Here is a 20,723-nt window from a genome sequence, read left to right as displayed (position 1 = left end):
GCCGATGTCGTATCTGTTCATCTTTGGCCTGGGATATTCTGCGAGTCATGTGCGGGAGGCCGCTCTGGCCGCCGGCTGGCAGGTCGGCGCCACGGGCAGCGCGGGCGACATGGCCTTCGATGATGCGGAGGCGGTCGAACGGGGATTGGCGGGCGCCAGCCATATCCTGTCCAGTGTTCCGCCGGCCGATGGCCGCGACCCGGTGCTGGACCGTTACGGTCCGCTGCTGACGGGCAAGACAGCGGCCTATCTATCCTCGACCGGCGTGTATGGCGATGCGGGCGGCGCCTGGGTCGATGAAAGCGCGCCCACCGGCACCGGCCGGCGCACCGCCCGCAGCGCGGCGGATGCCGCCTGGCTGGCGCGGCAAGCGCGGGTGCTGCGCCTGCCGGGCATCTACGGGCCGGGCCGCAGCGCGCTCGACCGGGTGCGGGAGGGCCGGGCCCATCGCATCGACATTCCCGATCAGGTGTTCAGCCGGGTGCATGTGGCGGACATCGCCAGCGGCGTGCTGGCGGCGCTCGCCGGCCCGCCGGGCGCCTACAATTTGGCGGACGACCTGCCCGCCAGCCAGAATGCGGTGATAGATGAAGCCTGCCGCCTGCTCGGCCGCGATCCGCCGCCCATGCAGTCACTGGAGGAGGCGCAGCTGTCCCCCATGGCGCGCGGCTTCTACGCGGAGAACCGCCGGGTGGCGAATGGCCGCGCCGGCCGGGTGCTGGGCTGGCGGCCCGCCTTTCCCGATTACCGCAGCGGGCTGCTGGCCTGTAACTCCGCCGGCGGCTGACGCATCGGCGCCGCGCGCCCGCGCAGCGCCACAATCAGCCCGACCATCGTCAGCGCCGCGCCGCCCATCGCCAGCGGCGACCAGACATAGCCTTCGAACAGGGTCGACAGCGCCATTGCCACGACCGGCACCATCACGCCGTTATAGGCCGCGCGTCCCGGCCCAAGATCACGGATCAGCCGGAAATAGAGCGGGAACGTCACCACCGATCCGATCAGCGCCAAATAGGTCACTCCCCCCCAGTAGCGCGGAGAGGCCGGCAGCACCGGCGCACCGTTAAGCGTCCACGCCAGCGCCACATTCGCCACCGTGCCCCACAGCATGGCCCAGGCCAGCAGCAGCAACAGCGGCCGCCGCTTGGCGATATCGGTCGCCTGCAGCACATTGGCCGTGCTGGCGGACAGGATCGCGCAAACGGTCAACGCAATGCCCAGGCCCACCTGCCCGGTCGGTGGCGCAAGCGCCGCCTCGTGCACCAGCAGCAGCACGATCCCGCCAATGCCCAGCAGCGATCCCGCCACGAAGCGGCGGGTGATCGGCTGCCCCAGGAACAGCCGGCCCAGGATCGCATTGGGCACGATCAGCAGGCCGAACAGCACCGCCACGATGCCCGATGTCAGGTGCAGTTCCGCGCGGTAGACGAAGTTGAAATTGCCAAAGAACTGGAACAGCCCCAGCAGCACCGCCACCAGATGGCCGCCGACGGTCATGGAAAAGCCCCGTCGCCCCGACCGCCGGTTGCTGATCGCCGCCAGCACGAACATGCCGATTGTGGCAATGCCGAAACGATAGGCGACCGACCAGCTGGGCGGCGCCGCGGCCAGCCCGTCCTTGATCACGAACCAGGTCGATCCCCAGATCAGCGCCACCGCCAGGAATGGCAGCGCGATGTCGGGCCGCAGCAGCGCATGGCCGGGTTTGGTGCCGATCTCGATGCTCACAGCTGCGCCAGCGCGCGGGCCAGTGCCCGGGCGTCCTCCTCGCGCGTGTCCCACGCGGTCACGAAGCGGGCAGCATCGGCGCCCCAGTCGTAGAAGCCGAACCCACGGTCGCGCAGCGCCTGCCGTTCCTCGGGCGACAGCCGCACGAACAGCTCGTTTGCCTCCACCGGATGCAGCAGGCGTTCGCCCGCGCTGCCGGCGATCTCCGCCGCGGCGGCGTTGGCGGCGCGGCCATTGGCCAGCCACAGGTCGCCTTCCACCATGGCCAGCAGCTGCGCCGCCAGGAAGCGGCCCTTGCTCTGCAGCTGTCCGGCCTGCTTGCGCCGGCGGCGGGCCACATCGGCCAGAGCGGGGTCGAAGAACACGATCGCCTCGGCGCTCATGCCGCCATTCTTGATGCAGCCGAAGCTGAGCGCATCCACGTCGCCGCAGGCCGTCGCGGCATCCGCGTTCAGGAAAGCGGCGGCATTGGCGAAGCGCGCGCCATCCATGTGGAGGTACAGCCCGCGCCCGCGCGCCAGGGCGGACAGCGCGGCCAGCTCCTCCGGCCGGTAGACGCAGCCCAGCTCGCTGGCCTGTGTCAGGGTGATGGCGGTCGGCTGCACCCAGTGCACGCCTTGCGGAATGGCATCCAGCCGCGCCGTCAGGGCCTCCGGCGTCAGCTTCGCGTCGGCGCCCTCCACCAGCATCAGCTTGGCGCCGTGCAGGAAGAAGCCGGGCGCGCCGCCTTCATCGTTCTCCACATGCGCTTCTGCATGGCACAGCACCGCGCCATGCGGCGGCACCATCGGGGTCAGCGCCAGGCAATTGGCGGCGGTGCCGGTGGCGGCCCACAGCACGGCGACCTCCCGCCCGAACAAGGCGCCGAACGCCGCGTCCAGCCGCTGGCTCAGCGCATCGCCATCATAGGGCGCATCCGGCGCATCGGCGGCGCGCAACGCGTCCCAGATGCGCGGATGCACGGCGGCGGTGTTGTCGGACAGGAACTGCATCAGGCTGCCATGGCTTTGAAGGGGATCAGGCGCAAGAAGGAGAACGCGGTCGTGTCCGCCCTAAACATTACCAGCACTGACGAGACCACCCATGGCGCCTATCGGGCCGAGGTGCCCGGTGCGGCGCGCGGCGCGGAGCTGACATGGCGCGCCCGCGGCTCCACCCGGATCGCCGACCACACCTTTGTCCCGCCGGAAGCGCGCGGCGGCGGCGTCGCGATGCAGCTGGTGGAGGCGCTGGTGGCCGATGCCCGCGAACAGGGCTTCACGATCGAGCCCGCCTGCTCCTATGTCGAAGCCGCCTTCCGCCGTCACCCGGAATGGGCGGAACTGCGCGCGCCCACCCCCAGCTAGGTGGCAGGGGGATCGGGGGCATGCAGATTGGCGGCGGAGAAATCCACGGCCGCCATCCGCGCCAGCAGCGCCGAATGGATCGCCCGCGCCTGCTCCACCGGCAGCCCATGCAGCGCCAGGGTGCCGCCGGCGAGCCCCAGATGCAGGTCGGCATACTGGCCCAATCGCGCCAGCGGTCCTTGGCGCAGCTCCGCCGATTGCAGCTTTGCCGGCGCGGCGATCGCCAGGCGCGGGGACAGCCAGCCTTCCCGTGAGTACAGCAACCCGTCCGCCAGCGCATGGCGGTTGTGTCGCCACAGATAATACTGGCGGAAGGCCAGCACCACGGCCACCAGCCACAAGGACACCGCCGCCGGCAGTGCCGCACCGGCGGGCAGATCCAGCGGCAGCACCAGCATGCCCAGTCCGATCAGCCCGGGCAGCACGGCCGACAGCACCATCCGGTGATTGCGCCAGCCGGCCGATGCGCGCTGCCATGCCTGCCCCTCGCCCGGCAGCGGCAAGCCCGCCAGCGCGGCCACCGGCGCGACCTCCGCCATTTGCGCGAAGGGCACCAGCGTGTGGCTCTGGTCCTTGCTGTCCTGCGCCAGGCTGATCGCCTGCAATCCGTGCCAGCCCCAGCGGCGGCGCAGCAGGCCCGTGCCCAGCACCAGCGCCTGCACCCGTTCCAACGGCATCACCACGTCGCTCAGCGTCAACAGTCCGCGCCGGCGGCGCAGACCGCGGCTGGTCTCCTCCAGCCGGAAGCCCCAGTCCCGCAGGGCCGTGCGCACGATGCCGGTCAGCAGCCCGACCGGGATCAGCAGCAGCAGGCCCAGCACCGCCGCCACCACCTGCACCGCCAGGCCCAGGCCGAGCAGCCAGTGCAGCGGCCCACCGCCGATCTCCCGCCATTCGCGCCAGTCATACAGCTCGAACGGCAGCAGGAAGTCGAGCTGCTGCGCCGCACCCGCCAGCACGGCAAGCACCACCAGAGAGAACTCGAAGATGCCGAACAGCAGCAGCCGGGCGGGTGTCAGCACGAACAGGGTGCGGGCAACCTCCTGCTCCTGTACCATCGTCGCATCCGCTGGCGCGTCGACCACCCCTGCCCGCCGCGCGCGGACCGTGTCGCGCAGGCGCGCGCCTTCATCGCGGGTGACGAAGGCCAGCTTGGCCTCGTCCTTGCCGCCGGTGCCGGTGTCGAAGGCCACCTCCGCCAGCCCGAACAGCCGCGCGACCAGCGGCTCGCGCAGGGCGACGTCATGGATGCGGTCATAGGGGATCGCGCGCACCTGGCGCGACAGGATGCCCTGTTCGATGCGCAGGTCGTCCGGTCCGATCAGGTAGCGGTGATGCCGCCACGCCAGCACCACCCAGCCCAGCGTAACCACGAGCGCCACGACCAGCAGCCCCGCCATGATGCCGCGATCGCCAATGGTGCGCGCACCGGCGATGGCGGCGACGATCGACAGGGCGGCGCGCGGCAGGCTGGCCAGCACGCCGGCGACCATGCCGACCGGCGCGGTCCGCCGCCAGTCTCCCGCCGCGACCTCCGCTGGCCCGCTCACCGGGAATGCAGCGCCACATGCGCGCGGATCGCGTCGCGCATGGCCAGCGCCTGCCCATGCGCCAGGCCGGTCAGCGCCACGCTGCTGTTGTGATTGCCCGCCGTATGCAGCACCAGCGTGCCCAGCCCGAACAGGCGCTCCAGCGGGCCCTGCGTCACATCCAGGTGCTGCACGCGGCCGAACGGTACGGTGATGTCGCGCCGCCACCACAGCCCGCGCACCACCCGCAGCGCGTCTGTTCCCCAGCTGTAGCCCCGCGCCCGCCAGCGCCGCAGCGGCAGGCGCAGCAGCAGCCACCCCGCCGCCAGCACCACCGGCACCGCCACCGCGCCGGGTGGCAGCAACTGCGCCACCTCCAGCGCCAATGCGGCGATCACCGGCACAGCCAGGGCAATTCCCGTCAGCAGACGCACCAGCCGGACATAGGCGGGATCGAGCGGGGTCAGCGGCTCGTCTGCAAGCGGGGGCGCGTCATCCATAGGTGTGGTGTATGCGTGATACACCCGCCCACGGCAAGCGCGTCGAAGATCACATGATCGGGCTGGGTTCCGTGCCGTAATAGCTGGAGACGCGATCCGCATAGGCCTGGTTGAACTCGGGCTCGTTGCTGGCCCAGCTCGGCCCGCCTTCCAGGACGCGGCGATCGATCGTGACCACATATTCGTCGCTGGTCACGTCATAGTCGAGCAGGCTGAACGGCACCGGATAATAGCTCTTGTTCATGCCCAAAAAGCCGCCGAGGCTGAGCACCGCATAGGTGGAGCGGCCCGTGCGCTTGTCGATCATCAGCGCCTTGATGTGGCCCAACCCGTCACCATCGCGGGAGCGGACCTTCAGGCCGGAGGTTTCGGCGCTGGCCAGTGTCAGGGCCGCTTCGGAATTCGCTGTCATGCAGGGCTGCTTTCGGTTCGGCGGCGCGGGATCCGGGCCGAAGGCCGCGATCCCTCCGCAGGTGAGTACAGCAGCAACCCCCACGCGCACCTGCCGTTCCAGCGCGCACCGGCGGCAGGAAGCGGCGAGGGACAGTCATCAGGAGGGGATGAAGGGCAGCTTTGCCCCAACGCAGAGATGCGGGCCGATGGTGCTGCTAGGGAGGATTGAACTCCCGACCTCACCCTTACCAAGGGTGCGCTCTACCACTGAGCTACAGCAGCTTACCATCCGGCTGGCCGGCGGCGCCTGATTCTTCAGGTACCGCGGCAAGGGCGCGCCATTGGCCGCCCGCCTCCTACTTGTCAAGCATGGCTGCACCCGGCAAGCATCCTGGCGATGACCAAAGGTGCCAGCCCCACCCGCGAGGAACGCCTCGCCGCGCAGCTGCGCGAGAACCTGCACCGCCGCAAGGCGCAGGGCCGCGCCATGGCCGCCAACGCACCGGCGGAGCAGGCCGGCGCGGACACGCCCGGGGCGGTGGGGCAGCATCTTCCCAAAGCCCCCCCGCCCCGCTAGGGCGCGCACCTCTCCTGCCCACCAAACCGGAGCGTCCCGCCACCATGCCCACGCTGATCCTTGTCCGCCACGGCCAGAGCCAATGGAACCTGGAAAACCGCTTCACCGGCTGGTGGGACGTCGACCTGACCGAGCAGGGCGTGACCGAAGCCGCCGCCGCGGGCACCCTGCTGGCGGAACGCGGCATCCTGCCGACCCTGGCCTACACCTCCGTGCAGCTGCGCGCGATCCGCACGCTGCACCTGGCGCTGGAAGCCTGCGGCCGGCTGTGGATCCCGGAGGTGAAGGACTGGCGCCTGAACGAGCGGCATTATGGCGGGCTGACCGGCCTGAACAAGGCGGAGACGGCGGCCAAGCATGGCGAGGAGCAGGTGCATGTCTGGCGCCGCAGCTTCGACGTGCCGCCCCCGGCGATGGAGGAAGGCGGCCCGTTCGATCTGGCCAGCGACGCGCGCTATGCCGGGCTGGACATTCCCGCGACCGAAAGCCTGAAGCTGACCATCGAACGCGTGCTGCCGTATTGGGAAAGCACGATCCTGCCGCAGCTGGCCGCGGGCGAGACGGTGATCATCAGCGCCCATGGCAATTCGCTGCGCGCGCTGGTGAAGCATCTGTCCGGCATTTCGGATGACGACATCACCGGGCTGGAGATCCCCACCGGCCAGCCGATCATCTACCAGTTCGACGATGCGATGCAGCCCGGCGAGCGGCGGTACCTGAAGGATATCTGATGGCGGACGCGCCCTCTACCCTGCCGCCTGTGGCCATCATCATGGGCAGCCAGTCCGACTGGGGGACGATGCGCTGCGCCGCCGAGGTGCTGGACGCGCTGGAGGTGGGTCATGCGGCGCGGATCATCTCCGCCCATCGCACGCCCGACCGGCTGCACCAGTTCGGCAAGACCGCGCATGAGCAGGGCTTCCGGGTGATCGTGGCCGGCGCCGGCGGCGCGGCGCACCTGCCCGGCATGGTCGCGGCGCTGACGCATCTGCCGGTGCTGGGCGTGCCGGTGCAGTCGCGCGCGCTCAGCGGCCTGGATAGCCTGCTGTCCATCGTGCAGATGCCCGCCGGCATTCCCACCGGCACGCTGGCGATCGGCCCGGCCGGGGCCACCAATGCCGGCCTGCTGGCGGCCTCCATCCTGGCGCTGACCGACGAGGCACTGGCCGCCCGGCTGATCGCCTGGCGCACCGCGCAGAGCGAGCGCGTGGCCGAAGCTCCGGTGGATGAGGGCGCGGCCTGACCATGGTGCCCATCCTTCCCGGTTCGACCATCGGCATCCTTGGCGGCGGACAGCTTGGCCGCATGCTCGCGATCGCCGCGGCGCAGCTGGGCTATCGCTGCCACGTCTATGCCCCGCCGGGCGACAATGTCGCGGCGGAGGTATGCGTCGAAGCGACGGAGGCGGCGTGGGACGACGAAGCCGCGCTGACCCGCTTTGCCGCGGGCTGCGACGTGGTCACGTACGAATTCGAGAATGTTCCGGTGGAGCCGCTGGGCCTGCTGCCGGCCGACAAGCTCGCCCCCGGCCTCGCCGCGCTGGAGATCGCGCAGGACCGGCTGCGGGAGAAGGACTTCGTGGAGGGCATGGGCGGCCGCCCGGCACCCTATTGCCCGGTGGACGATCATGACGATCTGCGGGTCGCCCTCAACGCCATCGGCCTGCCCGGCATCCTGAAGACCCGGCGCGAGGGCTATGACGGCAAGGGTCAGTGGCGGCTGATCACGCCGGACGACGTCGCCGCGCTGGACCTTTCGGCCGGCGGTTTTGTCTATGAAGGCCTGGTGCGCTTCGCGGCGGAGTTCTCCGTCATCCTGGTGCGCGGGCGCGACGGCGAAGTGCGGTTCTGGGATTCGACGCAGAACGTGCATCAGGGCGGCATCCTGGCCACCTCCACCCTGCCCCCCGGCCCGCTGGTGGCCGGGCAGGTGGACCGGGCGCGCGATCTGGCGCTGCAGGTGGCCAAGGCGCTGGATTATGTCGGCGTGCTGACCTGCGAGTTCTTCGCGGGCGCGGACGGGCCGGTGTTCAACGAGATGGCGCCCCGGGTCCACAATTCCGGGCACTGGACGATCGAAGGCGCGGTCACCTGCCAATTCGCCAACCACATCCGCGCCATCTGTGGCCTGCCGCTGGGCGACACCACCACCCGCGTGCTGCCCGTCACCATGCGCAATCTGCTGGGCGACGACGTGGCCGACCCGGTCGCGCTGCTGGCGGACGGGGCGGCGCAGCTGCACCTGTATGGCAAGGGCGATGCGCGCGACGGGCGCAAGATGGGGCATGTGACCCGCATCGGCTGACATGGCAGGGCGGCGAATCATCTTTGTGGTGGCCCGCGCGGCGGACGGCACCATCGCGCTTGGTGGCGACGTGCCGTGGAAGATCCGCGCGGACCTGCAGCGATTCCGCCGCCTGACCACCGGCCTGCCGATGGTGATGGGCCGCAAGACCTTCGACAGCCTGCCCGGCCTGCTGCCCGGCCGCCGGCATATCGTGCTGACACGCCAGCGTGACTGGCAGGCGGAGGGTGCGGAGGTGGCGCATGATGTGGACGCGGCGCTCGCCCTGTCTGGCGTTGGTGATGTGGCGGTGATCGGCGGGGCGGAGATCTTCGCCCTGTTCGAACCCCATGCCACCCGGCAGGAAATCACCGAAGTGGACGAACAGACCGGCGGCGAGGTGCGGATGCCCGCGCCGGGTTCGGACTGGGTCGAGGTCGCGCGCGAGGCGCATCCCGCCGCCGATGCCTGGCCGGCTTACGCCTTCGTCACTTACGAACGGCGCGCAGCGTGATCCGCTGCACGCATCGCGACACGCTGCCGGCATCCCTGCGCGGCGCGATCGTCGCGCTGGGCAATTTCGACGGGTTCCACCTGGGTCACCAGCGCGTGGTGGCCGAAGCGGTGGAATGGGCCCGCAGCGAAGGTCGCCCGGCGATCGTCGCCACCTTCGATCCCCATCCGGTACGCCATTTCGCACCGCACGTGCCGCCGTTCCGCCTGACGACCCTGGACCAGCGGCAGGAACTGTTCGCCGCCGCCGGGGCGAACGCCATGCTGGTCTTCGGCTTCGATGCGGAGCTGGCCGCCATGCCGGCGCCCGCCTTCGTGGCCGAACTGCTGGCCGGGCGCATGGGTGCAGGCGGCGTGGTCACCGGGCAGGATTTCACCTTCGGACAAGGCCGCGGCGGCAGCACAGCCACCCTGGCGAGTGACGGCGCGCGCTACGGCATCACCGCGCGCACCGTGGCGCCGGTCACCGCCGGCGGGCTGACCGTCAGTTCCAGCCGCATCCGCGATTCGCTGAAGGCCGGCGAATGCGAGGTGGCGACCGAGCTGCTGACCCGCCCCTTCGCCGTGCGCGCCCGGGTGCAGCATGGCGACAAGCGCGGCCGCACGATCGGGTATCCCACCGCCAACATGGACATGGGATCCTACCTGCGGCCGCGATACGGCATCTATGCCGTGACGGTGCGCGACCTAAACAGCGGCCAGGAATGGCAGGGCGCCGCCAATCTGGGCGTCCGCCCGCAATTCGATCCGCCGGTCGAGCTGCTGGAGCCGTTCCTGTTCGACTTCTCCGGTGATCTCTACAGCCGGGAGCTGGAGGTGGCGCTGCGCCATTTCCTGCGGCCGGAAGCGAAGTTCGATTCGCTGGACGCGCTGGTCGCGCAGATGGATGAAGATTGCGCCCGGGCCCGCAGCTTGCTGGCGGCAGGGTAGGTGGAACTGGCGGCAGAGGCCTTCGCGCTGCTGGTGGCGGTCGCCTTCCTGGCGGGCACGGTGGATGCGATGGCCGGCGGCGGCGGGCTGCTGACGATCCCCGCCACGCTGGCCGCCGGCATCCCGCCGGTCGCGGCGCTGGCGACCAACAAGCTGATGAGCTCGCTCGGCACCGGTTCCGCCGTGATCGCCTATGCTCGCGCCGGCCATGTGAACCTGCGCGCCTTTGCCGGGCCGGTGGCGGCCGCCTTCGCGGGCAGCGCGGCGGGCGCGGTCACCGTGCAGCATGTGGACCCGACCTTCCTGGGCGCGCTGGTGCCGGTGCTGCTGATCGCCATGGCGCTGTATTTCTGGCTGGCCCCGCCGATGGGCGATGTCGACCGCAAGGCCCGGCTGGGTGCGGTCGGCCTGTCGCTGGTGTGCGGCGCGATCGGCTTCTATGACGGGTTCTTCGGCCCCGGCACCGGATCGTTCCTGACGCTGGCGCTGGTCACGCTGGGCGGGCTGGGGCTGGTGCGCGCCATCGCCAATACCAAGCTGATCAACCTGGCCACCAACCTGTCTGCTCTTGCAGCGATGATCGCCGGCGGCCATGTGCTGTGGGTGCTGGGCCTGGCCATGGCCGCCGCCAACGTGGCCGGCAACCAGCTGGGCGCGCATCTGGCGATCCGTTATGGCGGACGCGGGGTGCGCCCCTTGCTGGTGGTGCTGAGCCTGGCCATGACGGCGCGGCTGCTGGCCGATCCCGCCAATCCGCTGTGGCAGCTGCTGCCCGGTTGACAACATTCCATACTGATGGGTATGGAAAAGCTGCATGGCGACAAACAGGTCCGCGGCCCAGATAGGCTGAAGCCCGCCACCATGCACGAAGCCCGGCTGAACCGCAGCCGACCACCGCATTCAGTATCGGGCAACGGCCGGGTGTGCATCAGGCATCCCACGGCCCTGTGCCACTGGAGTCAACTGCCATGTCCCTGTTCAAGAATGATGTCGTCCTGTCCTTCCTCGCTGGCTTCGGCATCACCGCCACCGCGCTGCTGGCGACGATCGCCACCGTCTGACATGACGCTGTCCCGCCGCCTGCCCGTCCGCCTCGCTCCGCTGCTCGCAGCGGCGGCGCTGGCCGCCTGCGCGCCGGCGGCGGCGGCCGACGCCACCTTTGAAGCACCCGTTGCGGCGCGCCCAGCAGATGAACAAGGCGGGCTCAAAACCGCCTATTTCGCCGGCGGCTGCTTCTGGGGTGTGGAGGCGGTGTTCAGCCATGTGAAGGGCGTGACCAGCGCGGTCAGCGGCTATCACGGCGGCAATGCGGCCACCGCCAGCTATTATCGCGTGTCCAGCGGGTTGAGCGGCCATGCGGAAACGGTGCGCGTCACCTATGATCCGGCGCAAATCCGCTATGACCAGCTGTTGCGCATCTTCTTTTCCGTGGTTGCGGACCCGACCCTGCGCGACCGGCAGGGGCCGGATCGCGGCAGCCAGTACCGTGCCGCGCTGATCCCGGTCAGCGCCGAACAGCGCGAGGTCGCCGCCGCCTATCTGGCGCAGATGCGGCAGAGCGGCGTGTGGAGCCGCCCGATCGTGACGGCGATAGAACCGGCGCGCCAGTTCTTCGAGGCGGAAGCCGAGCATCAGGACTTCGCCCGCCGCAATCCGCAGCACGGCTATATCCAGCGGTGGGACGCGCCCAAGGTGGCGGCGCTGCGCCGCATGTTCCCCGACCATTACCGCGCGACCTTCCGCAGCGGCTGATCCCCGCCTATATCCCGTCGCATGGCGAAACATGCGCATCACGAACATAGCGGCCCTGATCTGGCGGCGGAGGCCGAAGCCGCGCTGACCCGCGCCGGCGAACAATGGACCGCCATGCGCGCCAGCGTGTTCGCCGCGCTCGCCGCGCAGGCCCGCCCGGTCAGCGCCTATGACATCGCGGAGGAGGTCGGCAATCAGCGCGGCAAGCGCGTGGCGGCCAATTCGATCTACCGCATCCTCGACCTGTTCGTGCGCACCAACCTCGCCAACCGGATCGAAAGCGCCAATGCCTTTATCGCCAACACGCATCCGGGCTGCCGGCACGATTGCATCTACCTGATCTGCGACGATTGCGGCGCGGCCACCCATCTGGACGATGACCGGCTGACCGGGGCCCTGCGCGATGCGGGCGGCAAGGCAGGCTTTGCCGATGTGCGCCCGGTGGTGGAATTGCGCGGGCTGTGTGCGGCCTGCGCGGGCTGATCGCTTCGCACATAATCGACAGGCCGCCCCCGCCTGTGTAAGTCACTCAAGATGAACGGTCCTTCCACCCCCCTGCTCGATCAGGTCAACCTGCCCGCCGATCTGCGCCGCCTGCAGCCCAAGCAGCTGCCCCAGCTGGCGGACGAGCTGCGGCAGGAGATGATCGACGCGGTCGGTTCCACCGGCGGGCACCTGGGCTCCGGCCTGGGCGTCGTGGAGCTGACGGTCGCCATCCATTACGTGTTCGATACGCCGACCGACCGGCTGATCTGGGATGTTGGCCACCAGGCCTATCCGCACAAGATCCTGACCGGCCGGCGCGACCGGATCCGCACCCTGCGCCAGGGCGGCGGCCTGTCCGGCTTCACCAAGCGGACGGAGAGCGAATACGACCCGTTCGGCGCGGCGCATTCCTCCACCTCCATCTCCGCGGGCCTGGGCTTCGCCATCGCCAACAAGCTGATGGGGGCGAACGGCAAGGCGATCGCCGTGATCGGCGACGGCGCGATGAGCGCGGGCATGGCCTATGAGGCGATGAACAATGCGGAGGCTGCCGGCAACCGGCTGGTGGTCATCCTGAACGACAACGACATGTCGATCGCGCCGCCGGTGGGCGGCCTGTCGGGCTATCTCGCCCGGCTGGTGAGCGACGGGCGGTTCCTGGGTCTGCGCGAACTGGCCAAGAAGCTGGCCCGCAAGCTGCCCCAGCCGCTGCATCGCGCGGCCAAGCTGACGGACGAATATGCCCGCGGCATGGCCATGGGCGGCACCCTGTTCGAGGAACTGGGCTTCTATTATGTCGGCCCGGTCGACGGACACGATCTGGACCAGCTGATCCCCGTGCTGGAAAATGTGCGCGACGCAGCCGAAGGTCCGTGCCTGATCCATGTCGTGACGCAGAAGGGCAAGGGCTACGGCCCGGCCGAGAGCGCGGCGGACAAGTATCACGGCGTGCAGAAGTTCGACGTCATCACCGGCGAACAGAAGAAGAGCGCTGGCGGCCCGCCCGCCTACCAGAACGTGTTCGGCGAGACTCTGGCGAAGCTGGCAGAGACGGACCCACGCATCTGCGCCATCACCGCCGCCATGCCGGGCGGCACCGGCGTGGACAAGTTCGGCACGCAGCATCCTGACCGCACCTTCGATGTCGGCATCGCCGAACAGCATGCGGTGACCTTCGCCGCCGGTCTGGCGGCGCAGGGCATGCGGCCGTTCTGCGCGATCTATTCCACTTTCCTGCAGCGCGCCTTTGACCAGGTGGTGCATGATGTGGCGATCCAGAACCTGCCGGTCCGCTTCGCCATCGACCGCGCCGGTCTGGTGGGGGCCGATGGCGCCACCCATGCGGGCAGTTTCGACGTCACCTATCTCGCCACCCTGCCCAACATGGTGGTGATGGCCGCGGCGGACGAGGCGGAGCTGGTCCACATGACCTACACCGCCGCGCTGCACGACAGCGGCCCCATCGCCTTCCGCTACCCCCGCGGCAACGGCACCGGGGTGGCCATGCCCGGAACGCCGGAGCGCCTGGAGATCGGCAAGGGCCGCATCGTTAAGCAGGGCAGCAAGATCGCCATCCTGTCGCTCGGCACCCGCCTGGCAGAGGCGCTGAAGGCGGCCGACCAGCTGGAGGCAAAGGGGCTCAGCACCACGGTCGCCGATCTGCGTTTCGCCAAGCCGCTCGACACCGATCTGATCCGCAAGCTGATCGCCACGCATGAAGTGGTGGTCACGGTGGAGGAAGGCTCGATCGGCGGCCTCGGCGCGCATGTGCTGACGCTGGCGAGCGATCTGGGCCTGACCGATGCCGGCCTGAAGATCCGCACCATGCGCCTGCCCGACCTGTTCCAGGACCATGACGCGCCGGACAAGCAGTATGATCAGGCCGGCCTCAACGCCCCGCAGATCGTGGACACGGTGCTGACCGCGCTGCGCCACAACAGCACGGGCGTGGAGGAAGCGCGGGCCTGATTCACCGGCCTAGCTGGCTGCGCTGTCCTGCCGCCAACGGGCCGCCAGCATGGCGCGCAGGAGATCGACGTAGCGCCAGCCATCCGCACGGGCCGCGATGGCGGACAGGCAATCCTGATCGTCCCGTCCGGGGCGGCCCGGACCGGTCATGTTCGGTTTCATGTTGAGGTCGAACAGCCGGAACGTGCCATGCCCGTCCGCCCGGCAATCGATCCGGATCGCGGAGCGCGCATCAACATGGGCGGCCGCCGCGGCGCAGCTTTCCAGCATGGCAACGATCGCCGGATCCTGCAGGCGCGCTTCATCGATGGCCATGCTGTTGGCGGTGACCGGGACATCGCCATTGTACGGCGCGACCCCGCCACGCTGATCGAATCGGTACACCGGCCGCAAGGTCCAGTGCCGCTGCGCGTGGCTGCCGTCAGGCCGCGGAGCGATGGGCGGCATCACCGTGACCGTCATCTCGTCACCGCCCAGATATTCTTCCACCATCAGCATGTCGCCGAAGGTGGCCGCCTGGATCAGGTCAGCCGCCGCCGACCAAAGGGCCGCCAGATCGTCGACGAGCGTCACGCCCTGGCTGCCCCGCCCACGCACGGGTTTGACGATCAAGGGAAAGACCATGTCATGCTCGGCACAGGACTGATCGACATCCGCCAAGGTATGGACCCCCTCCCGGGCGGTTCCGGACAGCAGGAACGACCGCGCAACCGGCAATCCGGCTCCCGCCAGCATGCGGTTGGTGGCGAACTTGTCGTCGAACGCCTGCATCGCGGCTGGCAGCTGGCCGACGATGTCAAAGCTGGCGAGGACGCCTTCAAGGGGGTGCCCGGCGAACAGCACGGTGTTCGCCCACAGGACCGAGGCCCCCGCCGCAACCGCCGCGGCGATCCCTGCGGCACTGTCCGGAAACACCCAATCCATCGCCGTGGCGGGATCCGGTGCCGACACCGGGGTCACGACGGCCTCGCCCGCCAGCCGCAGCGCATGGGCGATGTCCGCACCGCCATCGGAATAGCCGCCCGGCTTCGCCTCTTTCCGCAATCCGTCGATCACCGGCGGCGGAAGGGCCTGGTACAGGACGGCGACGGACATGGTGATCTCCTGAACGGCTGCGGCTGAACTCGGTGCCTCTCCGGGACAGCCGGACCCCCGTCAAGCCGCCCTAGACCCCCAGCCGCGCCCGCACCGGCGTAGGATCGCTCCACCCCTCCAACCGCTCGGCCAGTTCGGTCAGATCCGCCGGCAAAGCCACGTTCAGCGTCACCAGCTGGTCGCCCCTTCCGCCGGCCTTGCGGGTGAAGCCGCGGCCTTTCAGGCGCAGCACCTTGCCGCCGCCGCTGCCCGGTGCGACGGTCAGCATCACCGGGCCGTCCACCGTGGGCACCTTGACCTTGGCGCCGGCCACCGCCTCGTCCAGCGTGATCGGCAGGTCCAGCCGCACATCATCGCCATCGCGGGTGAAGAAGGGGTGCGGCTGCACCTCGATCGTGACGGTCGCGTCGCCGGGGCCGCCCGCGCCGGGCTCGCCCTTGCCCTTCAGGCGCAGCTGCGTGCCGTCCTCCACGCCCGCGGGCAGCTTCAGGTCGATCGTGGCGCCATCGCTCAGCGCGATGCGCTGCGGCGCCAGGGTCGCGGCATCGATGAACGCGACTTTCAGCCGGTAATTGACGTTGGCCCCGCGCTGCGGCGCGCGCCGTCCGGCTCCTGCACCCATGCCGGCGCCCATACCCGCTCCGCCCATGCCGCCCATGCCGGGGCCGCCTCGCCCGCCGAACAGCCCTTCGAAGATGTCGCCCAGATCGGCTTCCTGCCCGGCGAACTCCTCGAAGCCGCGCGCACCACCGGCGCGACCGCCCATGCCGGCCCCGCCGAAGCCGCCACCACCGAAACCGCCGCCGCCGCCGGCGCCGAAGGGGGAGGCCGGGTTGCCGTCCGCGTCGATCTCGCCCCGGTCAAACCGGGCGCGCTTGTCCTTGTCGCCCAGCAGGTCGTAGGCATTGGTGATCTCGGAAAAGCGCTGCGCCGCCTTGGGATTGTCGGCATTGCGGTCGGGATGCAGTTCCTTCGCCAGCTTGCGATAGGCGGACTTGATCTCCGCCTCGCTGGCCGAACGGGTGACGCCAAGGGTGGAATAGGGATCTGCTGCCATGGTGTGTTAGCTAGGGCCCAGACCCACAAACGGCAACGGTCGTGACGGAGCGGCTTTTGGCACCGGGCAAGGAGCAAGGAGGGAGCGATGGTAATCCATCGTGACCGACGCGCGACGCTGCCCGGTGCCAAAAGCCGCCCGCCGCTTCGCGGTCGCCCGGTCGCGCCCGCCGACTGCGTCGCGGCACTTGCGCGTGGCGCCGCCACGCGCTGCGCACCGCTTCTTGCCGGACGAACACGGCCGGGCGATCACGGCCATTGCCGTTTGTGGGTCTGGACCCTTGGTAAGGCAATGGCGGAGAGCAAGCGGCTTTGCCAGCAGGCCCCACCGCTCTAAGGTCGCACCATGACCGATCAGCATGACGCCATCCCCGACATCGATCCCTTTGCCCTGTTCGCTGAGTGGTTCGCCCAGGCGCAGGACAGCGAACCGAACGACCCCAACGCCATGGCGCTGGCCACCGCCAAGCCCGATGGCCGCCCGTCGCTGAGGATGGTGCTGCTGAAGGGGTATGATGCCGCCGGCTTCGTGTTCTACACCAACGCCGAAAGCCGCAAGGGGCGGGAAATCGCCGCCAATCCCTGTGCCGCGCTGCTGTTTCACTGGAAATCGCTGCGCCGGCAAATCCGCATCGAAGGGCTGCTGGAGGAGGTGAGTGCGGAAGAGGCCGACGCCTATTTCGCCTCGCGCGGGCGCGCCTCCCAGCTGGGCAGCGCCGCGTCGGACCAGTCGCGGCCGCTGGACGACCGGCAGACCTATCTGAACCGGGTCGATGCGCTGGAACGGGAACTGGCGGGGGCGCCGGTCCCGCGCCCGCCGCACTGGACCGGGTTCCGCCTGGCGCCGGCCAGCATGGAGTTCTGGCAGGACCGCGCCGCGCGCCTGCACGAGCGGCGGCAGTTCAGGCAGGCGGCCGATGGCAGCTGGACCAGCACGTTGCTGTACCCGTGAGCCGGTCCGTCCCTTACTGGCATGTCGATGCCTTCGCCGCCCGGGCCTTTGCCGGCAACCAGGCCGCGGTGCTGGAGCTGACCGAGTGGCTGCCCGACGCCGCGATGCAGCAGATCGCGGCGGAGAACATGTTCGCCGAAACCGCCTTCGTGCTGCGCGATCCCAGCGAGGTGGCCGATTGGGAGCTGCGCTGGTTCGCGCCGGGTGGCGAGGTGCAGCTGTGCGGGCATGCCACGCTCGCCAGCGGGCACACGCTGCTGGAGCGTGACGGTGCACAGCGCGTCACCTTCCGCACCCGCCGCGCCGGCCTGCTGGAGGTGCGGCGCGATGGCGCGATCTATGCGCTGGGCCTGCCCGCGATCCGCGTGGAAGCGACCAGCTGGCCGGAGGTCGTGGCGCTGCTGGGCGCGGAGCCCGCGGGCGTGTGGCGGCGGGAGGATGGCTACAACCTGTTCCTGTTCGAAGACGAGGCGGCGGTGCGCGCCTTGGCGCCCGACATGGCGGGGCTGGCGCGGCTGGGGCCGGACCACCAGTTCATCTGCACCGCGCCGGGCACCAAGACGGATGTGGTCAGCCGGGTCTTCGTGCCGGGCGTCGGCATCCCGGAAGACCCGGTCACCGGCAGCGCCCATGCCGTGCTGAGCACGTTCTGGGCGCCCCGGCTGGGCCGTGACAGCTTCACCGCGCATCAGGCATCGGAGCGCGGCGGCGATGTCCATTGCCGGCTGGAAGGCGACCGCGCCTGGCTGGGCGGTCCTTGCGTGACGGTGGTGGAGGGGCGCTTCACCCTGCCTTAGCGGTACACCGTCACCAGATCGGCCAGCGCCCGGACCAGCGCGGGCCGGTCCGCCTGATCGGTCTTGCCCAGCCGCACCACGGTCAGTTCCTGCCCGGGCGCGACCAGCACATATTGCCCCAGATGGCCCACCAGCGCGAACAGGTCCGCCGGGCCGGCCTGCGGGAACAGCACCTGCCGCTCGCCCCCGCTCGGCCGGTTGAGCCACAGCGCCCCGCCATAATCGGGGGAGGCGGGGCTGGGATCGCGCATCAGCTCCACCCAGCCGCGCGGCAGCACCTGCGTGCCGGTGGCGGCAACGCCTTCGCGCCGCAGCAGCTCGCCCAGCCGGGCCCAGTCCGCCGCCGTGGCCCAGACCATTGCGCCGCCGACCATCGTGCCCTGCCGGTCATGTTCGGCCGTCAGGCGGCGCAGCCCCAACGGTACCGCCAGCCGCGTCTGCAGATAGCTGGAGACCGCCGCCTGCCGCTCCGCCGGGGAGCCGTCTGGCGCCAGCACGCGGGCCGCGATGTCCGACAGGATCACGCTGGTGGGCGTGGAATAGGTGAAGGTCGTACCCGGAGCATGTTCCAGCACCTGCGCCTCGGCCCAGGCGGCCATGTCGTCGCGCCCGTCGCCGAACATCATGCGCACTTCCGCCGATTCGTACACCGGATCGGCCATCTCCTGATGCTTCAGCCCGCTGCGCATCTGCAGCAGGTGACGCACCGTGATCTCACCCCGCGGATCGCCGGCGCGCTGCCACAGCGGCACCGGAGCCGGCCCGTCCAGCGCCAGCCTGCCGTCCGACACCAGCAGGCCGATCAGCAGCGCGGTGACGGTCTTGGACATGGACCAGCCCTGGAACCGGCTGTCCGGCCCGAACCCTGCGGCATAGCGCTGCGCCACCACCTCCCCATCGTGCAGCACCAGCAGCGCGCGGGTCTCGCCGATGCCCTCCGCCGTGAACAGCGCATCGACCGCGCGCGCCAGCTCGGCCCGGTCGGCGCCCGGCCTGGCCACGACCACCGACAGCGCCTCGGCGGAGGGCGGTGCGGGCGCGGTCGGCGCCTCCGTGCCGCAGGCGGCAAGCAAGACTGGCAGCAGCAGGGTGGTGGCGATAAAGGGGCGGCGGCGCGGCATGGCGCGCTTCTTCCGGCAGGGGCAGGCGATTGGCAACGGCAAATGGGGCAATGGCAGACCGGCAGGCACCGCGCGCCCGATTCTGGCCGCGCCTGCTGCTGGCGGTGCTTGCGCTCGGGGCCGGCGGGCTGTGGTTCGCCTGGCCGACGCTGGACGCCTACGCCACCACCGCCGCCAGCTTCGGGGCGCGCACCGCCTGTTCATGCCGGCACATCGGCGGCCGGACGCTGGACGACTGCACCCGCGACTTCGAACCCGGTATGGGCGCCGTGTTCCTGAGCGAGGACGAGGAGGCACGCAGCGTCACCGCCACCATGCCCCTGTTCGCCCGCCAGACGGCCACCTACTCACCCGGTCCCGGCTGCCTGCTGGAGCCGTGGGAAGCCGAGCGCTAGGCCTCCGTCCCCTCGATCCAGCCGCCGCCCAGCACCCGGTCCCCGGCATAGAGCACTGCCGCCTGCCCGGGGGCCACGCCATATTCGGGCGCGTGGAAGCGGATGGTCGCGCCGGCCCCGTCGCCCAGCGGCCCTTCCAGCGTGACCGGCACGGGCCTGGCCATGGACCGCACCTTGGCATGGAAGGGCTGGTCGGGCGTGGCGGCGGGCAGCGGACCGATCCGGACCGTATCCTCCAGCCGCGCGGCGCTGACGGCCAGCAGGCGGCGCGGCCCTACGCGGACCTCGGCACTGGCGGCGTCGATCCCGGTCACATAGAGCGGTTCGGGCTGTCCGCCGATCTCCAGCCCGCGGCGCTGGCCGACGGTGAAGTGGATCACACCCCCGTGGCTGCCCAGCTGCTCCCCCGTCTCGGCATGGACGATCGCGCCGGGCGCCACCCCTTCGGGCCGCACCTTCTTCACCACGCGGGCATAATCGCCATCGGGCACGAAGCAGATGTCCTGGCTGTCGGGCTTGCCCGCCACGGCCAGCCGCATCGCCTCCGCCATGATCCGCACCTCCTGCTTGGGCAGGTCGCCCAGCGGGAAACGCAGAAAGGCCAGCTGTTCGGCCGTGGTGCCGTAGAGGAAATAGGACTGGTCACGCGCGGGATCGGCCGCCCGGTGCAGTTCCGGGCCGGCGGCGCCCGTCACCCGGCGCACATAATGGCCGGTCGCCAGGCAATCGGCGCCCAGCTCGCGCGCCATCGTCAGCAGGTCGGTGAACTTGGGGCCCATGTTGCAGCGGATGCAGGGGATCGGCGTACGGCCGGTCAGGTAATCGTCGGCAAAGCGTTCCACCACCTGTTCGCGGAAGCTGCTTTCGTGATCGAACACGTAATGCGCGATGCCCAGCCGGTCGGCCACGCTGCGCGCATCGCGGATGTCGTCGCCCGCGCAGCACGCCCCCTTGCGCCCGGTTGCCGCGCCGTGATCGTACAGCTGCAGGGTGATGCCCACCACCTCCGCCCCGGTGGCGGCGGCGAGGCCGGCGACGACGGAACTGTCCACCCCTCCCGACATCGCCACCACGATGCGGCACTGCGCAGGCGCACGCGGCAGGTCGAACAGGCGCGCGGCATCGGAGGCCAGAAGGGTCGTCATGATGGGCGGCCCCCTACACCATCCGCGCCGGTTTGACCATTGGCGGCGCTTAACCCCCTGTTTGCCAAAGCACGCCTAAGACCGCCGGATGATTGCCGGAGAATCCCGATATGGCGGGCGAGCGGCGGCGCCGTTCCCCAACACGCCGTTAACCCAA

Annotated in this window: 24 protein-coding genes and 1 tRNA gene; 15 read left to right on the top strand and 10 right to left on the bottom strand. The window is 70.2% G+C overall.

The features are described 5' to 3' along the window. The first annotated feature begins 4 nt into the window (after nt 1-4). Nucleotides 5-787 (top strand): Rossmann-fold NAD(P)-binding domain-containing protein, encoded by a 783-nt coding sequence (locus D5S08_RS04990; RefSeq protein WP_121116105.1) that lies wholly within the window; start codon nt 5-7, stop codon nt 785-787. Here D5S08_RS04990 and D5S08_RS04985 read toward each other — a convergent pair. Together D5S08_RS04985 and D5S08_RS04980 are read right to left on the bottom strand one after the other, a co-directional pair. Next, entirely contained in the window at nt 745-1,728 is a 984-nt protein-coding gene (locus D5S08_RS04985) for a DMT family transporter (protein WP_338322937.1), read from the bottom strand. The two genes, D5S08_RS04990 and D5S08_RS04985, sit on opposite strands and share 43 nt — an antisense overlap. Next, the gene (locus D5S08_RS04980; RefSeq protein WP_121116104.1) at nt 1,725-2,720 is read right to left on the bottom strand and encodes a threonine aldolase family protein; all 996 of its coding nucleotides are present in this window, start codon (nt 2,718-2,720) and stop codon (nt 1,725-1,727) included. The genes D5S08_RS04985 and D5S08_RS04980 overlap by 4 nt, the downstream gene beginning before the upstream one ends. Nucleotides 2,721-2,771: 51 nt before the next feature. On the opposite strand from D5S08_RS04980, the gene D5S08_RS04975 reads away from it, so the two are divergent. Further along, the gene (locus tag D5S08_RS04975; protein ID WP_121116280.1) at nt 2,772-3,074 is read left to right on the top strand and encodes a GNAT family N-acetyltransferase; all 303 of its coding nucleotides are present in this window, start codon (nt 2,772-2,774) and stop codon (nt 3,072-3,074) included. Here D5S08_RS04975 and D5S08_RS04970 read toward each other — a convergent pair. The 4 genes from D5S08_RS04970 to D5S08_RS04955 all read right to left on the bottom strand — a co-directional run bounded on the left by D5S08_RS04970 (nt 3,071) and on the right by D5S08_RS04955 (nt 5,778). After that, nucleotides 3,071-4,624 (bottom strand): PH domain-containing protein, encoded by a 1,554-nt coding sequence (locus tag D5S08_RS04970; protein WP_121116102.1) that lies wholly within the window; start codon nt 4,622-4,624, stop codon nt 3,071-3,073. The two genes, D5S08_RS04975 and D5S08_RS04970, sit on opposite strands and share 4 nt — an antisense overlap. Beyond that, nucleotides 4,621-5,103, bottom strand: a complete 483-nt coding sequence (locus tag D5S08_RS04965; protein WP_121116100.1) for a PH domain-containing protein — start codon at nt 5,101-5,103, stop codon at nt 4,621-4,623. The genes D5S08_RS04970 and D5S08_RS04965 overlap by 4 nt, the downstream gene beginning before the upstream one ends. A 49-nt stretch (nt 5,104-5,152) precedes the next feature. After that, entirely contained in the window at nt 5,153-5,515 is a 363-nt protein-coding gene (locus D5S08_RS04960; protein ID WP_121116098.1) for a PRC-barrel domain-containing protein, read from the bottom strand. A 188-nt stretch (nt 5,516-5,703) separates the two neighbouring features. Then, nucleotides 5,704-5,778 (bottom strand) — tRNA-Thr (locus D5S08_RS04955). A gap of 115 nt (nt 5,779-5,893) precedes the next feature. Here D5S08_RS04955 and D5S08_RS04950 point away from each other — a divergent pair. From D5S08_RS04950 to dxs, 10 genes are all read left to right on the top strand, one after another. Continuing rightward, nucleotides 5,894-6,073 (top strand): hypothetical protein, encoded by a 180-nt coding sequence (locus tag D5S08_RS04950; RefSeq protein WP_121116096.1) that lies wholly within the window; start codon nt 5,894-5,896, stop codon nt 6,071-6,073. A gap of 44 nt (nt 6,074-6,117) precedes the next feature. Next, the gene (gpmA, locus tag D5S08_RS04945) at nt 6,118-6,804 is read left to right on the top strand and encodes a 2,3-diphosphoglycerate-dependent phosphoglycerate mutase (RefSeq protein ID WP_121116095.1); all 687 of its coding nucleotides are present in this window, start codon (nt 6,118-6,120) and stop codon (nt 6,802-6,804) included. Further along, nucleotides 6,804-7,316, top strand: a complete 513-nt coding sequence (purE, locus tag D5S08_RS04940; protein WP_206610284.1) for a 5-(carboxyamino)imidazole ribonucleotide mutase — start codon at nt 6,804-6,806, stop codon at nt 7,314-7,316. Before gpmA ends, purE begins: the two co-directional genes overlap by 1 nt. A gap of 2 nt (nt 7,317-7,318) precedes the next feature. Beyond that, complete coding sequence (locus D5S08_RS04935; RefSeq protein WP_121116093.1) at nt 7,319-8,377, top strand: 5-(carboxyamino)imidazole ribonucleotide synthase; 1,059 nt, start codon at nt 7,319-7,321, stop codon at nt 8,375-8,377. A 1-nt stretch (nt 8,378) separates the two neighbouring features. Further along, entirely contained in the window at nt 8,379-8,870 is a 492-nt protein-coding gene (locus D5S08_RS04930; RefSeq protein ID WP_121116091.1) for a dihydrofolate reductase, read from the top strand. Then, on the top strand, nt 8,867-9,799 hold the full coding sequence (locus D5S08_RS04925; protein WP_121116089.1) for a bifunctional riboflavin kinase/FAD synthetase: 933 nt from the start codon (nt 8,867-8,869) through the stop codon (nt 9,797-9,799). The genes D5S08_RS04930 and D5S08_RS04925 overlap by 4 nt, the downstream gene beginning before the upstream one ends. Then, nucleotides 9,800-10,579: a TSUP family transporter gene (locus D5S08_RS04920; protein WP_121116087.1), complete on the top strand. Its 780-nt coding sequence runs from the start codon at nt 9,800-9,802 to the stop codon at nt 10,577-10,579. It begins immediately after the preceding gene. Between the two features lie 282 nt (nt 10,580-10,861). After that, nucleotides 10,862-11,551, top strand: coding sequence for a peptide-methionine (S)-S-oxide reductase MsrA (msrA, locus tag D5S08_RS04915; RefSeq protein ID WP_121116085.1), 690 nt, complete (start codon nt 10,862-10,864; stop codon nt 11,549-11,551). Between the two features lie 21 nt (nt 11,552-11,572). Then, nucleotides 11,573-12,034, top strand: a complete 462-nt coding sequence (locus D5S08_RS04910; RefSeq protein ID WP_121116083.1) for a Fur family transcriptional regulator — start codon at nt 11,573-11,575, stop codon at nt 12,032-12,034. Nucleotides 12,035-12,085: 51 nt separating this feature from the next. Beyond that, nucleotides 12,086-14,005, top strand: coding sequence for a 1-deoxy-D-xylulose-5-phosphate synthase (gene dxs, locus D5S08_RS04905; RefSeq protein WP_121116081.1), 1,920 nt, complete (start codon nt 12,086-12,088; stop codon nt 14,003-14,005). 9 nt (nt 14,006-14,014) lie between these two features. On the opposite strand, the gene D5S08_RS04900 is transcribed toward dxs, so the two are convergent. Together D5S08_RS04900 and D5S08_RS04895 are read right to left on the bottom strand one after the other, a co-directional pair. Then, the gene (locus tag D5S08_RS04900) at nt 14,015-15,100 is read right to left on the bottom strand and encodes a D-alanine--D-alanine ligase family protein (protein ID WP_121116079.1); all 1,086 of its coding nucleotides are present in this window, start codon (nt 15,098-15,100) and stop codon (nt 14,015-14,017) included. Nucleotides 15,101-15,170: 70 nt separating this feature from the next. Beyond that, entirely contained in the window at nt 15,171-16,157 is a 987-nt protein-coding gene (locus tag D5S08_RS04895; protein ID WP_121116077.1) for a DnaJ C-terminal domain-containing protein, read from the bottom strand. A 345-nt stretch (nt 16,158-16,502) separates the two neighbouring features. On the opposite strand from D5S08_RS04895, the gene pdxH reads away from it, so the two are divergent. Together pdxH and D5S08_RS04885 are read left to right on the top strand one after the other, a co-directional pair. Continuing rightward, nucleotides 16,503-17,108, top strand: coding sequence for a pyridoxamine 5'-phosphate oxidase (gene pdxH / locus D5S08_RS04890; protein ID WP_121116075.1), 606 nt, complete (start codon nt 16,503-16,505; stop codon nt 17,106-17,108). Beyond that, nucleotides 17,105-17,905 carry a PhzF family phenazine biosynthesis protein gene (locus tag D5S08_RS04885; protein ID WP_121116073.1) on the top strand — a complete coding sequence of 267 codons (801 nt, stop codon included), beginning with the start codon at nt 17,105-17,107 and terminating at the stop codon, nt 17,903-17,905. The genes pdxH and D5S08_RS04885 overlap by 4 nt, the downstream gene beginning before the upstream one ends. Here D5S08_RS04885 and D5S08_RS04880 read toward each other — a convergent pair. Beyond that, on the bottom strand, nt 17,902-19,026 hold the full coding sequence (locus tag D5S08_RS04880) for a serine hydrolase domain-containing protein (protein ID WP_121116071.1): 1,125 nt from the start codon (nt 19,024-19,026) through the stop codon (nt 17,902-17,904). The genes D5S08_RS04885 and D5S08_RS04880 overlap by 4 nt on opposite strands. 50 nt (nt 19,027-19,076) lie before the next feature. Here D5S08_RS04880 and D5S08_RS04875 point away from each other — a divergent pair, with 50 nt between their 5' ends. Next, complete coding sequence (locus tag D5S08_RS04875; protein WP_121116069.1) at nt 19,077-19,421, top strand: hypothetical protein; 345 nt, start codon at nt 19,077-19,079, stop codon at nt 19,419-19,421. On the opposite strand, the gene mnmA is transcribed toward D5S08_RS04875, so the two are convergent. After that, nucleotides 19,418-20,566, bottom strand: coding sequence for a tRNA 2-thiouridine(34) synthase MnmA (gene mnmA / locus D5S08_RS04870; RefSeq protein WP_121116067.1), 1,149 nt, complete (start codon nt 20,564-20,566; stop codon nt 19,418-19,420). The two genes, D5S08_RS04875 and mnmA, sit on opposite strands and share 4 nt — an antisense overlap. Nucleotides 20,567-20,723: the final 157 nt, after the last annotated feature.

The organism is Croceibacterium ferulae, assembly GCF_003660445.1.
GTDB lineage: Bacteria > Pseudomonadota > Alphaproteobacteria > Sphingomonadales > Sphingomonadaceae > Croceibacterium > Croceibacterium ferulae.
Note: the sequence above shows the minus strand (reverse complement) of the source record. Positions and strands in the feature narration are given on the sequence as shown.

Excerpts from the sequence above, each read along its gene's own strand:
- D5S08_RS04950 (WP_121116096.1), top strand. The coding sequence starts at position 5,894 with ATGACCAAAGGTGCCAGCCCCACCCGCGAGGAACGCCTCGCCGCGCAG.
- D5S08_RS04875 (WP_121116069.1), top strand. The coding sequence starts at position 19,077 with ATGGCAGACCGGCAGGCACCGCGCGCCCGATTCTGGCCGCGCCTGCTG.
- D5S08_RS04910 (WP_121116083.1), top strand. The coding sequence starts at position 11,573 with ATGGCGAAACATGCGCATCACGAACATAGCGGCCCTGATCTGGCGGCG.
- D5S08_RS04880 (WP_121116071.1), bottom strand. The coding sequence starts at position 19,026 with ATGCCGCGCCGCCGCCCCTTTATCGCCACCACCCTGCTGCTGCCAGTC.
- purE (WP_206610284.1), top strand. The coding sequence starts at position 6,804 with ATGGCGGACGCGCCCTCTACCCTGCCGCCTGTGGCCATCATCATGGGC.
- D5S08_RS04980 (WP_121116104.1), bottom strand. The coding sequence starts at position 2,720 with ATGCAGTTCCTGTCCGACAACACCGCCGCCGTGCATCCGCGCATCTGG.
- gpmA (WP_121116095.1), top strand. The coding sequence starts at position 6,118 with ATGCCCACGCTGATCCTTGTCCGCCACGGCCAGAGCCAATGGAACCTG.
- D5S08_RS04960 (WP_121116098.1), bottom strand. The coding sequence starts at position 5,515 with ATGACAGCGAATTCCGAAGCGGCCCTGACACTGGCCAGCGCCGAAACC.
- D5S08_RS04935 (WP_121116093.1), top strand. The coding sequence starts at position 7,319 with ATGGTGCCCATCCTTCCCGGTTCGACCATCGGCATCCTTGGCGGCGGA.
- D5S08_RS04930 (WP_121116091.1), top strand. The coding sequence starts at position 8,379 with ATGGCAGGGCGGCGAATCATCTTTGTGGTGGCCCGCGCGGCGGACGGC.
- D5S08_RS04990 (WP_121116105.1), top strand. The coding sequence starts at position 5 with ATGTCGTATCTGTTCATCTTTGGCCTGGGATATTCTGCGAGTCATGTG.
- mnmA (WP_121116067.1), bottom strand. The coding sequence starts at position 20,566 with ATGACGACCCTTCTGGCCTCCGATGCCGCGCGCCTGTTCGACCTGCCG.
- D5S08_RS04900 (WP_121116079.1), bottom strand. The coding sequence starts at position 15,100 with ATGTCCGTCGCCGTCCTGTACCAGGCCCTTCCGCCGCCGGTGATCGAC.
- D5S08_RS04895 (WP_121116077.1), bottom strand. The coding sequence starts at position 16,157 with ATGGCAGCAGATCCCTATTCCACCCTTGGCGTCACCCGTTCGGCCAGC.
- dxs (WP_121116081.1), top strand. The coding sequence starts at position 12,086 with ATGAACGGTCCTTCCACCCCCCTGCTCGATCAGGTCAACCTGCCCGCC.
- D5S08_RS04965 (WP_121116100.1), bottom strand. The coding sequence starts at position 5,103 with ATGGATGACGCGCCCCCGCTTGCAGACGAGCCGCTGACCCCGCTCGAT.
- msrA (WP_121116085.1), top strand. The coding sequence starts at position 10,862 with ATGACGCTGTCCCGCCGCCTGCCCGTCCGCCTCGCTCCGCTGCTCGCA.
- pdxH (WP_121116075.1), top strand. The coding sequence starts at position 16,503 with ATGACCGATCAGCATGACGCCATCCCCGACATCGATCCCTTTGCCCTG.